This is a genomic window from Paraburkholderia tropica, from assembly GCF_014171495.1.
Lineage (GTDB): Bacteria > Pseudomonadota > Gammaproteobacteria > Burkholderiales > Burkholderiaceae > Paraburkholderia > Paraburkholderia tropica.
This window is the reverse complement of record NZ_CP049134.1, coordinates 1,340,854-1,353,167: the sequence shown is the minus strand read 5'-3', so window position 1 is coordinate 1,353,167 and position 12,314 is coordinate 1,340,854. Positions and strand designations below refer to the sequence as shown.

The 12,314-nt window shown below is 64.8% G+C and carries 11 protein-coding genes; 1 reads left to right on the top strand and 10 read right to left on the bottom strand.

What is annotated here, in order from left to right:
* Window positions 1-226 precede the first annotated feature (226 nt).
* The 7 genes from bamB to ndk all read right to left on the bottom strand — a co-directional run bounded on the left by bamB (window position 227) and on the right by ndk (window position 8,200).
* Complete coding sequence (gene bamB / locus G5S35_RS06075; protein WP_183038736.1) at window positions 227-1,372, bottom strand: outer membrane protein assembly factor BamB; 1,146 nt, start codon at window positions 1,370-1,372, stop codon at window positions 227-229.
* 87 nt (window positions 1,373-1,459) lie between these two features.
* A complete protein-coding gene (locus G5S35_RS06070; RefSeq protein ID WP_065060235.1) occupies window positions 1,460-2,089 on the bottom strand; it encodes a tetratricopeptide repeat protein in 630 nt (209 codons plus the stop codon).
* Between the two features lie 133 nt (window positions 2,090-2,222).
* Entirely contained in the window at window positions 2,223-3,560 is a 1,338-nt protein-coding gene (hisS, locus tag G5S35_RS06065; protein WP_065060236.1) for a histidine--tRNA ligase, read from the bottom strand.
* A gap of 131 nt (window positions 3,561-3,691) precedes the next feature.
* Complete coding sequence (gene ispG / locus G5S35_RS06060) at window positions 3,692-5,014, bottom strand: flavodoxin-dependent (E)-4-hydroxy-3-methylbut-2-enyl-diphosphate synthase (RefSeq protein WP_065060237.1); 1,323 nt, start codon at window positions 5,012-5,014, stop codon at window positions 3,692-3,694.
* A 114-nt stretch (window positions 5,015-5,128) separates the two neighbouring features.
* Window positions 5,129-6,268 carry a helix-turn-helix domain-containing protein gene (locus G5S35_RS06055; protein ID WP_074984439.1) on the bottom strand — a complete coding sequence of 380 codons (1,140 nt, stop codon included), beginning with the start codon at window positions 6,266-6,268 and terminating at the stop codon, window positions 5,129-5,131.
* Between the two features lie 220 nt (window positions 6,269-6,488).
* The gene (gene rlmN / locus G5S35_RS06050) at window positions 6,489-7,652 is read right to left on the bottom strand and encodes a dual-specificity RNA methyltransferase RlmN (RefSeq protein ID WP_065060239.1); all 1,164 of its coding nucleotides are present in this window, start codon (window positions 7,650-7,652) and stop codon (window positions 6,489-6,491) included.
* Window positions 7,653-7,774: 122 nt separating this feature from the next.
* Window positions 7,775-8,200, bottom strand: a complete 426-nt coding sequence (ndk, locus tag G5S35_RS06045) for a nucleoside-diphosphate kinase (protein ID WP_027814909.1) — start codon at window positions 8,198-8,200, stop codon at window positions 7,775-7,777.
* A 325-nt stretch (window positions 8,201-8,525) separates the two neighbouring features.
* On the opposite strand from ndk, the gene G5S35_RS06040 reads away from it, so the two are divergent.
* On the top strand, window positions 8,526-9,221 hold the full coding sequence (locus G5S35_RS06040) for a Bax inhibitor-1/YccA family protein (protein WP_065060240.1): 696 nt from the start codon (window positions 8,526-8,528) through the stop codon (window positions 9,219-9,221).
* A 122-nt stretch (window positions 9,222-9,343) separates the two neighbouring features.
* Here G5S35_RS06040 and G5S35_RS06035 read toward each other — a convergent pair whose 3' ends face one another.
* From G5S35_RS06035 to dapA, 3 genes are all read right to left on the bottom strand, one after another.
* Entirely contained in the window at window positions 9,344-10,117 is a 774-nt protein-coding gene (locus tag G5S35_RS06035) for an MBL fold metallo-hydrolase (protein ID WP_074984437.1), read from the bottom strand.
* Between the two features lie 7 nt (window positions 10,118-10,124).
* Window positions 10,125-11,264: an outer membrane protein assembly factor BamC gene (gene bamC / locus G5S35_RS06030; protein ID WP_065060242.1), complete on the bottom strand. Its 1,140-nt coding sequence runs from the start codon at window positions 11,262-11,264 to the stop codon at window positions 10,125-10,127.
* Window positions 11,265-11,369: 105 nt separating this feature from the next.
* The gene (gene dapA, locus G5S35_RS06025; protein ID WP_074984436.1) at window positions 11,370-12,275 is read right to left on the bottom strand and encodes a 4-hydroxy-tetrahydrodipicolinate synthase; all 906 of its coding nucleotides are present in this window, start codon (window positions 12,273-12,275) and stop codon (window positions 11,370-11,372) included.
* Window positions 12,276-12,314 lie beyond the last annotated feature (39 nt).

Here is a 12,314-nt window from a genome sequence, read left to right as displayed (position 1 = left end):
GTGGCCGGTCCCGGAATGCGCGCGACGCGCGTGGCGTCATGCGGGGCCGTGCCGACATGCGCGCGGCCGGCGTGCGCCGGCTCGCTCGACGGCGCGCCGCATCATGCCCGGACGCCGTCCTGATTTCTTCATGTGGCGCTGTGACGCACCAAATGCAAGAGGCCGCACCCCGCGGGGGCGGCCCCTTCAGTGCGACCGGCAAGGTGCGCCGGACGCCTTGATTCGCTTAACGCGGACGCAGACCGTACAGGTCGCCGTCCTTCGTCTGCACGACGAGCGTGTTGCCCGCGAGCACCGGAGCGGCCACGATCGGGCTGCCGTCGGTCTTCACGCGCGAGACGAAGCTGCCGTCGTCGAGCGAGAGGAAGTGCACGTAGCCTTGATAGTCTCCCACCACGACTGCGTGACCCAGCAGTGCCGGCACGCTGACGTCGCGATTCTTGAGCTTGTCGGTGGTCCACGTTTGCGCGCCGGTCGACACGCTGTAGGCCTTCACGACCGACCAGTCGTCGCCGCCGACCACGGTGGCATCGTCCTGAGCAATACCGGTCGTGCTCGAGAATGCTTTTTCCCACATCGCACGGCCCGAGTTGGCGTCGAAGCAGCCGAGCTGGCCCTGGAACGTCACCGCGCAGGTCGTGGCGCCGACGAGCGTGGGCGGACCGCTCACGTCGTTGATACGCTCGACTTCGGTCACGCCCTTCGGATACGACACCGGCGTTTCCCAGAATGCGTCGCCGCTTTGCAGGTTGATCGCCGCGAAGGCGCCGCCCGGGAAGCCCGCGAGCACCGCCTGGTCACCCGCGAAGGTCATGCCGGCCGAGACGCGCAGGTTCAGCGGTACCGCGCGATTGCGATAGAGCCACTTCTGCTCACCCGTCTGCGCATTGAACGCGACGATCTGGCCGTCGATCGTACGCACGATCACGAGACCGTTGCCGACCAGCGGCGGCGAAATGATTTCGCCGGGCGCTTTGGCTTGCCACGAGAGCTTGCCGTTCGAGTCGAGGACGTAGACTTCGCCCTTCAGGCCGCCGACGGCCGTCAGGTTGCCGTCGCTGCCGACGCCTGCCGAAATGTCGTCCTTGAGCTTCGTGCTCCAGACTTCCTTGCCGGAAGCGGCGTCGATCTTCTTGACCGAACCGTTGGCGCCGGCGGCATAGACCGAGTCGCCGACGGCGACCGGCGAGAACAGGTAGCGGCCGGCCTTGCCGACGCTTGCCTTCCACACCTGCTGGACGTCCAGCACCGGCTTGAACTCGGTCAGCGGCACCGGCACGCGGCGCTCGTCCTTCGTCGATGAGCAGGCCGCCAGAGCAAGGACGGTCATCGCGCAGGCGACGGGCACAACGGTTCGTTTCAGCAGATTCATCGGTGAACGAAGCATCAAAGGAGTTGAGTTGAATTGTTTGATTCGATTCGCGGGCGACGCGCACACGGCACCACGCCCGCCGCTTGCTTAGCCGCCCAGCGCGTCGAGCTTGAACTGGATCAGTTGACGCTCGGAGGCGTCGGTCTTCGGCAGGCTGTCGAGCGCGAGCTTGTACGAAGCGCGCGCGTCGTCGCGCTTGCCGGCCGCTGCCAGCAGGTCGCCGCGGCCGTCAGCAACGACGCCCTTGAACGGACCCGCATCCGGCTGCGGAATCAGGGCGAGGCCCTGATCGTAGGCCTTTTCGTCGAGCAGCAGCGAAGCGAGACGCAGCTTCGCGACCTGGCGGAATTCTTCGTCTTTCGCGTGGTCGGCGGCCCACTGCAGCTGCGCCTTCGCGCCTGCCGTGTCGCCCGCCATGTAGAGCGCCTTCGCGACCGCGAGCGCCGACATCTGCGCATACGCGGTACCGCCGAAGCGGTCTTCCATATCGCTCGCGACGCGCGTGATGAGCGCCTTGTCGCTGCCGTTCACGGCCTGCTGGACCTGGTCGTACAGCACGGCGGCCTCGGCCGCCTGGCGGCGCTGCCAGAAGTTCCAGCCGTTCCACGCGGCGAGCGCGAGCAGTACGATCAGCACGAGCCACGTAGTGGCGTTACCCCACTGCGTCCACCATGCCTTGAAACTCTCGATCGATTCCTGTTCGTCGTGGTAACTCATCGCGTCGCGATTCCTCGTTTATTCTGAAGCCTGTTATGGGGCGCGCCGCCGCACTTCATGCCGATATTTCAGGCGATTCGTGCCGTCCGGGCGCGCCGCAAATCTTGATCCAATCTTGATTCGAGCGTCGCGATCAGTCGTCGCCGTCTTCGGCGGATGCAACCATCGCATTGATCAGATATTCGGTCAAGTCCTCAAGCGCTACCGTTTGTTGCTCGTTGCGGGCGTCGGCGGCCACTCCGCGCAGCGGTTTAACACCCGCCACACCCTTCGCCACTTCGTCCTCGCCGAGCACCACGGCGAACGCTGCGCCACTCGCGTCGGCACGCTTCATCTGCGACTTGAAGCTCGCCGCCTGACCGTCGGCGCTGCAATGCAGGATCACATCGAGGCCGGTATCGCGCAGACGTTCCGCGACGATGAAAGCCTGATCGCGCGCCGCTTCGCCCTGGTGCACGACGTAGACGTCGCAACCTTCGGCTTCCGGCACGAGGTCCTCTTCCTTGAGCAGTTCGAGAATGCGCTCGATGCCCATCGCCCAGCCGCAGGCCGCCGTGGGCTTGCCGCCGAGTTGCTCGATCAGCGGGTCGTAACGACCGCCGGCAGCGACCGTGCCCTGCGCGCCGAGCTTGTCGGTGATCCACTCGAACACGGTCAGATTGTAATAATCGAGACCGCGCACGAGACGCGGATTGATCGTGAACGGAATGTTGTTCGACTTGAGGATGCGTTGCAGCCCCTCGAAGTGCGCACGCGAATGCTCGCCGAGGAAGTCGATCAGCTTCGGCGCGTTGTTCGCCACTTCCTGCAGCGCGGGATTCTTCGTGTCGAGCACGCGCAGCGGGTTCGTATACAGGCGACGCTTGCCGTCTTCGTCGAGCAGATCGACGTGCTGTTCCAGATACTTGATGAGTTCGACGCGATGCGCCGCGCGCTCTTCCGCCAGACCCAGCGAGTTGATTTCGAGCTTGATACCGGTCAAGCCGAGATCGTCCCAGAGACGCTGGCACATCAGGATGATTTCTGCGTCCGCGTCCGGGCCCGAGAAGCCGAGCGCTTCCACGCCGACCTGGTGGAACTGACGATAACGGCCGCGCTGCGGACGCTCGTGACGGAACATCGGACCGACATACCAGAGACGCTTCGGGCCGTCGTAGAGCATGTTGTGCTCGATCGACGCACGCACGACCGCCGCCGTATTTTCGGGGCGCAGCGTGAGATGTTCGCCGTTCAGCGAGTCGGTGAAGCTGTACATCTCTTTTTCGACGATGTCGGTCACTTCACCGATACCGCGCGTGAAGAGCTGCGTGTGCTCGACGATCGGCGTACGGATATTTTGATAGCCGTACGAACGAAGCATGGACTTCACGGTGGTTTCGAAGAAGTCCCACAGCGCGGCGTCCTGCGGCAGGATGTCGTTCATGCCCTTCACGCCGGTCAGCTTTTCAGGCTTTCTTTTCTGTTCGCTCATGGTGTTGCGATTGACGATGTTCGGTTGTGCGTGGCGGTCGATCTGCCCGATGGCGCGGCTATGTCAGAAGTCAGAAGCGAGGCCGCCGGGCGCGTGGTCGCAAGCGCGCCGATCAGGCGCGCCGCAACCCCTTAATGAGCCGCGACTTCGGCCTTGCCGTACTTGCGCGCGACGTAGTCGCTGACGATCTGCTGGAACTCTTCGGCGATGCGCTCGCCGCGCAGCGTCTTGACCTTTTCGCCGTCGATGAAAACCGGCGCGGCCGGGTTTTCGCCCGAGCCCGGCAGGCTGATGCCGATGTTCGCGTGCTTCGACTCGCCCGGACCGTTGACGATACAACCCATGACCGCAACGTTCATGGTTTCGACGCCCGGGAACTCGTCGCGCCAGAGCGGCATCTGCGCGCGCAGATAACCCTGGATCTGCGACGCCAGTTCCTGGAACAGCGTGCTGGTCGTGCGGCCGCAACCCGGGCACGCGATGACCATCGGCGTGAACGAGCGCAGACCCATCGTCTGCAGGATTTCCTGGCCGACCACGACTTCGCCCGTGCGCGATGCACCCGGTTCCGGCGTGAGCGAGATACGGATGGTGTCGCCGATACCCTGTTGCAGCAGCACCGAGAGCGCCGCCGTCGACGCGACGATGCCCTTCGAGCCCATGCCCGCTTCCGTGAGGCCCAGGTGCAGCGCGAAGTCGCAACGTTTCGCGAGTTGCTGGTACACGGCGATCAGATCCTGCACGCCGCTGACCTTGCACGACAGGATGATCTTGTCGCGGCCGAGGCCGAGTTCGACCGCGCGTTCCGCCGAGCCGATCGCCGACTGGATGAGCGCTTCGTACATCACGCTCTGCGATTCCCACGGCACCGAACGCGCTGCGTTTTCGTCCATCATGCGCGCGAGCAGGTCCTGATCCAGGCTGCCCCAGTTCACGCCGATACGCACCGGCTTGTCGTACTTGATGGCAGCTTCGATCATCTGCGCGTACTGCGTGTCGCGCTTGGCGCCCTGACCCACATTGCCCGGGTTGATCCGGTACTTCGAGAGCGCTTCCGCGCAGGCCGGATGGTCGCGCAGCAGCAGGTGGCCGTTGTAGTGGAAGTCGCCGACGAGCGGCACCATCACGCCCATGCGGTCGAGCTGGTCGCGCACGTGCGGCACGGCAGCCGCCGCTTCCGGCGTGTTGACCGTGATGCGCACGAGTTCCGAACCGGCTTGCGCCAGTTCCTTGATCTGGATTGCCGTACCGATCGCGTCAGCGGTGTCGGTATTGGTCATCGATTGCACGCGCACAGGCGCGTCGCCACCGATCGTCACCAGCTGGCCGCCCCAGCGCACGTGCACGGCGTGCGACTTGCGGCGCAGCGCGTGGCCGCCGAGGATCGGTTCGTTCGACACGATCTGACTGTTGCTGGACGGGGATTGCGTTTCGCTCTGCATCGAAAAACCCATTTACACCTCGCGCGCACCGCCGCTGCTCATGCAGCTGCTGCGCCGCGCGAATTGAAAAAGCGTCGCGGCCGGCTTTTGAATACTTCGCCGGCCGCGACGCATGCCATGTCTCTATCAGGGCAGCACGAAGCGCGCGACATTGCCGCGCGACGACGCGTACTTCGCCGCGTCGACCGGCTGACCGTCGATGGTCATCGACTCGATGCCGGCCTTGTTGCCCACTGTAATCTTCATCGGCGCGGCGGCGCTGATCTCACGCGAGTCGGCGCCGTGGACGAGGCCGGAGAAAACCTCCTTGCCATCCTTGCCGCGCACGCTGACCCAGGTGTCCTGCGTCACGCGAATCGCGAACGTCGAGGTGTCGCCGGCCGCAGCAGCAGCCGATGCGCCCTGCGCGGTCGTTGCGACTGCCGGTGTACTGGCCGCCGCGGCTTGCGTTGCGCTCGCCGCTGCAACCGTTGCCACGGTGGCATTCGTCGCCTTCGCCGCGGGTGCGGCGCTTGCCGCTTGCGGCGCGCTGGCAGTCGCTTGCGCCGCGGCCTGCGCCGGTGCCTGGTCGCCTGCCTGCGCACCGACCTGATCGCCGCTCTGCGCCGCCTGATCGGCCTGCGCACCCGACGCCGCGTCGTCGCCGTTCGCCGTCGCGCCTTCGGCCACCGTTGCCGACGATGCACCCGACTCCGCCGTCGCGCCGTTGGCCATCGACTTGATCCGCGCGAACCATGCCGACGACTCACCACTATTCGTATGCAGCATCGAGAGCGCGATCACCGCGATCACGATGATGCCGAGGCCCCACAGCCACGACGCACGCCGACGCGGCGCACGCGCCCCGCCGCCGCCGAGCGACAGCGACACGCGCCCGCGCGGCAGGTCGGCGCCCGCCGAAGCCGGCATCGACAGATCCTGTTCCGGCACGCCGCGCTCGCGGCGCAGCGCCTGGGTGAGCGGCGCGGGGTCCGCGCCGAGCAGCTTCGCGTAGGCACGCACGACGCCCACCGCGAACGTGGTGTCCGGCAGATGGCTGATGTCGCCCGCCTCCAGCTCGCGCAGCTTCGACACCGCCACCTTCAGGCGCGCCGAGACGTCCTCGACCGACCAGCCCTTCGCCTCGCGCAGTTGCGCGAGACGCGCACCCACTGCGCCCAGCGTGTCCGGCACGGCCTGCACCGGCGACGGCGCGCCCTCCTGCGCCGTACGGCCTGCGTGGGTCTCTGTCCCGTCTGTCCCGAAGGGGTGCTGCGGCTCGCTCATCCCAAAGTCCTTGCGTCGATTCTTTTCAATCCCGGAACCGGCGGGCGCAGCGCGCCCGGCCCCGATTCGCAGACCGTTTTATAACAAAATGCGCGGCCTCTGTGCCGCTTCCGATCGCTTCTGCAACGTTTCTTGTCAAACTCGCCGATGCCGCCGCGTACCCCCGCGCGACCGCACCCGCGTTGCATCCGGCCCGGGCCCCTCGCCCGCGCCGCCGCCCTCAATGCTGCACGGGACGGACTTCGATGACCTTCTGCCCGGCGCGCTGGGTGCGCTCGGCAAGACGCGTGCGGTCCTTCACCTCGCCGGCGAGCTGACCGCAGGCCGCGTCGATGTCGTCGCCGCGCGTCTTGCGCACGGTGGTGACGACGCCCGCATCCATCAGAATCTGCGCGAAACGTTTGATCTGCTCGTTCTTCGAGCGCAGCAGACCCGACTCCGGGAACGGGTTGAACGGGATCAGATTGAACTTGCACGGCACGTCGCGCGTCACGGCGAGCAACTGGCGTGCGTGCTCCTCCGTATCGTTCACGCCGTCGAGCATGCAGTACTCGAACGTGATGAAGTCGCGCGGCGCCACCTTCAGATAGCGCTGGCACGCAGCCATCAGCTCGCGCAGCGGATACTTGCGATTGAGCGGCACGAGTTCGTCGCGCAGCGCGTCGTTCGGAGCGTGCAGCGACACCGCGAGCGCCACCGGCAGGTCGGCGCCCAGGCGGTCCATCATCGGCACGACGCCGGACGTGGAAAGCGTGACGCGACGGCGCGACAGGCCGTAGGCGTTGTCGTCGAGCATCAGGCGCATGGCGGGCACGACCGCGTCGTAATTGAGCAGCGGCTCGCCCATCCCCATCATCACCACGTTCGTGATGACGCGCTCGCCCTTGCCTTCACCGCCGTTGGCACGGCCGCCGGCCTCGCCGAGCAGCGACGCGCGCAGGGCGAACTCCGCCATACGCAGCTGACCGATGATCTCTGCGGTGCTCAGATTGCGTGAAAAACCTTGCTTGCCGGTCGAACAAAACCGGCAATTGACCGCACACCCCGCCTGCGAGGACACACACAGCGTGCCGCGCGTTTCTTCGGGGATGAACACGGTTTCGACCGCGTTGCCATTGCCGACGTCCACGAGCCACTTGCGCGTGCCGTCGGAGGAAACGTTGTCGGAAATGATGTCGGGCATGCCGATACATGCGCGCCCTTTCAGCTTCTCGCGCAGCGATTTGGCCAGATCCGTCATGCCGTCGAAGTCGGCGGCATTGTATTGATGGATCCAGCGCTGAAGCTGTTTGGCGCGAAACGGCTTCTCGCCCAGGCTTTCGCAATAAGCGACAAGCCCTTGGGCGTCGAGATCGAGAAGGTTGACGGTGGAACTGCTCGTCATGTCGAATCCTGCCATTTCAGTGCGAGAGCGCGTGCACCGCCGGTTTCGAGAGAACCCGGCACCGGACGGTGGACGTCATCGCCGTTCGCGACCCTATGCTACTTTGAACTGCCGCTTATCGCTTAACGCGAGTAAACGTTGACTTCCGGGAAGAAGAACGCGATTTCAACGCGTGCCGTTTCCGCTGCATCCGAACCGTGGACTGCGTTTGCGTCGATGCTGTCTGCGAAGTCGGCGCGGATCGTGCCCTTTTCCGCCTTCTTCGGGTCAGTCGCGCCCATCAGGTCGCGGTGCTTCAGGATTGCGTTTTCGCCTTCCAGCGCCTGGATGACGACCGGACCCGAGATCATGAACTCGACCAGGTCCTTGAAGAACGGACGCTCAGCGTGAACAGCATAGAACTTCTCTGCGTCGGCGCGCGAGAGTTGGACCATGCGCGATGCCACGATCTTCAGGCCAGCGTTTTCGAAGCGGCTGTAGATCTGGCCGATCACGTTCTTTGCCACTGCGTCCGGCTTGATAATCGACAGGGTGCGTTCGATCGCCATAAAAACTCCAGAAAATTAAGAGGTTACAAGTTCAAATGAATCCGCAATTGTAGCATGTTCCCATGTATGATTGCGATTGAACCCTGATTGGCGTGCAAACCGCGCCAATCAGGTGAGCGCAAGGTACAAACACCGTACAAACGCCACACAGCCGCGCCTTTCAGCGAGGCTTAAGAATGGCGGCTTACGCTGGTGAAACATAACGGAAACTGTGTGGCATCCCGTTGAAACTCTGGGCGGTCGCACCTATCTTACGAGGGAGCGCGCCACGCATTTGCGCGCGCCCTCAATTACGTGAACCACGCGTCTCACGCAAGGAGAAAGCATGAACGAGTCCTACAACTTCGGCCGTGGTGGCAGCGTCACCAGCGCCGAGACCCGCAACCGCGTACTGCGCAACACCTACTGGCTGCTCGCGCTCTCGATGGTGCCGACCGTCATCGGTGCGTGGGTGGGCGTGGCCACGGGTTTCTCGCTTTTCGCCGCCACCAGCCCGGCCATGAGTCTGCTGGCGTTCTTCGCCATCGCTTTCGGCTTCATGTTTGCTATCGAACGCACCAAGAACAGTTCGGCCGGCGTCTTCGTCCTGCTCGGCTTCACGTTCTTCATGGGCCTGATGCTCTCGCGCCTGTTGTCGTTCATCCTCGGCTTCTCGAACGGCCCGTCGCTCATCATGCTCGCTTTTGGTGGCACCGGCGTGATTTTCGCGGCCATGGCCACGATCGCCACGGTCAGCAAGCGTGATTTTTCGGGCCTCGGCAAGTGGCTGTTCATGGGCGTGGTCGTGATCCTGCTCGCCAGCGTCGCGAACATCTTCCTGCACCTGCCCGCGCTGATGCTCACCGTGTCCGTGCTGGCCATCGTGATCTTCTCGGCGTACATGCTGTTCGACGTGCAGCGCGTCGTGAACGGCGGCGAGACCAACTACATCTCGGCCACGCTCGCGATCTACCTGGACCTGTACAACGTGTTCACGAACCTGCTCGCAATCCTCGGCATCTTCGGCGGCAACCGCAACTAAGCGGCGCCAAGCGGGCCGGACCTGATCCGGCCCCGGTCGCCGCCCGCGCAACGAAAGCGGCGGCCAACAAAAAAGCCCATGACCTTCGTCATGGGCTTTTTTTCGTCTGCAACCTGGCTCGCTCAGAGTGTCAGCCAGTCGAACCCTTCGTCTTGCGATGCCACCCCGGTTTCGGTAGCCGCGTTGCCGAGCACCGCGGCCATCGCCGCGCGCGCCAGTTCCGGCGTGTTGTTCTGCTGGCTCAGATGCGCCGCGATCAGATGGCGCAGCTTCGAGCGGTCGAGCGCGGCGAGAATGTCGCCCGCCGCGTCGTTGTTCAAATGTCCGTGCGACCCGCTGATGCGCGCCTTGAGCGACGCCGGATAACGGCTGCCCGTCAGCATGTCGAGGTCGTGGTTGTATTCGAGCACGAGCGCGTCGCAGCCGCTCAGCACGGTGTTGATATGCGACGTCGATTCGCCGACGTCGGTCAGCACGCCGAGACGGCTCGCGCCGTCGTTGAAGACAAATTGCAGCGGCTCGCGGGCATCGTGCGGCACCGTGTAAGGCAGCACACCCAGCTCGCCGATTTCGACCGTCTCGTCGCCCCAGAGAATGTTGAGCTCGACATTGGCGTCGTCGGCACCGACGGCTTGCGCCGTCCCCCAGCTCATATAGAGCGGGATCGACCAGCGGCGCGCCAGCGTGAGCGCGCTGCCGATGTGGTCGCTGTGTTCGTGCGTGATGAGAATGCCGCTGAGCGTATCGGCGGCGAGGCCCGCGCGTGCGAGCCGCCGCTCGACTTCTTTCGCCGAAAATCCGCAGTCCAGCAGCACGCGCGTGGGCGTCGCGCCGCTGCCTGCTTCTACGACGAGCGCGTTGCCCTCGCTGCCGCTGCCGAGGCTTGCAAAGCGCACGGCGGGATCAGTTCAGCTGGGCGTGCAGCGCGGACACGATGCGCTGGGCGTCCGACGAGGTATCGACCTGACCGCTTTCGTTGAGCACCGCCACCTGGGTGGAGCTGCCGTTCGGGCGCACCGCGATCTGGAACTCCGGACCCTGGTTCTTGTTCGCTTTCTTCGGGTTGTAGAAGAGCTTGCCGAACAGGCCGTCGCCCTTCAGTTCCTGCATCGAATCGGCGTAACGCACGTAGTAGATGCCCTTTTCGCGGTCGCGGTTGTCGACCGTGAAGTTGGTGCGATCGAGTGCGAGGCCCACACGCAGCCAGGCCGTGTCGAACGCTTCAGGCAGGTTCAGCGTGGTGCCGTCCGGACCCGCCGCGACCTTGACCGCGGCCACCGACGGACGCGCGTCGGTCAGCAGCTGCTTCGACTGCGCGTCGGTCAAGCCGAACTTCTGCATGATCTTGGCGAGGAATTCGGCTTCGAGCGCCGGATCGCGCGGACGCTCGACCCACTTCGAACCCGTCTTGTCCTGGCCCGTGAGCATTTCTTCCATCGCGCTATGCGTGACCGAAATGTCGGTCTGGCCATCCGGACCGCGCGACACCAGCGTGCGGAAGCGGTCGCGCGTGCCCGACGAGTACGCGAAATCGATCACGCGGCCAATCGTGCGACGGAACCAGTCGTCCGGAATGTTGGCGCGGTTTTCCGCCCAGTCCGTGGTCATGATGCCGGTGTTGGGCGAATCGGTCGTCAGCGTGAAACCGTTATCGCTCCAGAATTCCTGCAGTTGCGGCCAGACGTCGTCGGGCGTGCGGCCGTCGACCACCAGCCAGCGGCGGTCGCCGTCGCGTTCGACGTGCATGCCGAGCGGGTCTTGCGCGCTGGGCACGCCGAGCACGGCGTTGCCCTGCTGCGTGACGGTGCGCTGCGCGGCGCCGCCGAGCGCCACCGTCGCGGGCGGCGCGACATATTTCTGATCGCCCGGCGCCGAGGACAGATCCTTCGGCACGGCCAGCGGCGGCGCGCTCGACGTGTCCTTGTAGTTGACGCGATCGGACGCGAACATGTCGTTCAGCGACTCGCAGCCTGCGAGCGAGCCGAGTGCGAGCGCCAGCACCGCCATGCGGGTTGCGTGGAGGGAAAAAGCGGAACGTTTCATGTGGACCTTCGTGATACCAGGAACGCTAAGCCTCGGTCTGCCAGAAAACTGTCAGCGCTTGGGCGATGGCGACGTCGATTGAAAATTCGGCGGCTTGGCTGACGATCAGCCCAGCAAACCGGCTTCGCGCAATGCCGTGCGCACCACGTCGTGGTAGCGCGCGTCGAGCGGCGTGAGCGGCAGTCGGATGCCGCTTTCGATGCGGCCGAGTTCCTGCAGCGCCCACTTCACCGGAATCGGATTCGATTCGATGAACAGGTTCTTGTGCAGCGACAACAGCTTCAGATGGATCTCGCGCGCGGTCTTCACGTCGCCGGCGATGGCGGCCTTGCACAGGTCGCTCATCTGACGCGGCGCGACATTGGCCGTCACCGAGATATTGCCGTGACCGCCCAGCAGCATCAGGGCGATCGCGGTGGGATCGTCGCCGCTGAAAATCTTGAAGCCGTCCGGCGCGTGCTTGATCAGGTGCGCCGCGCGGTCGATGTTGCCCGTGGCTTCCTTCACGCCGACGATGCCCGGCACCTGCGCGAGGCGCAGGATGGTCTCGTTCGTCATGTCGGCGACGGTGCGGCCCGGCACGTTGTACAGGACGACCGGCAGATCGACCGTCTCCGCGATCTTCGCGAAGTGGCGATACATGCCTTCCTGGGTCGGCTTGTTGTAGTACGGCACGACCTGGAGCGTCGCCTGCGCGCCCACGTCCTTCGCGTGCTTCGAGAGTTCGATGGCTTCGGCGGTCGAATTGCCGCCCGCGCCGGCGATGATCGGCATGCGGCCCGCGGCGTGTTCGACGGCCGTCTTGACCATCAGGATGTGCTCTTCGACGTCCAGCGTGGCGGACTCGCCGCTCGTGCCGACCACGACGAGACCATCGGTCCCCTCTTCCACGTGCCAGTCGACCAGTTTGCGGAATGCCGGCAGGTCGAGACTGCCGTCTTCGTGCATGGGAGTGACGATCGCGGGAATGCTGCCGCCGAGCGTAATGCCGTCCTGAGTGCCGTTAGCCATTGAAACGTCAGAAAAATGAGTACGTTAAACCGCGATTGT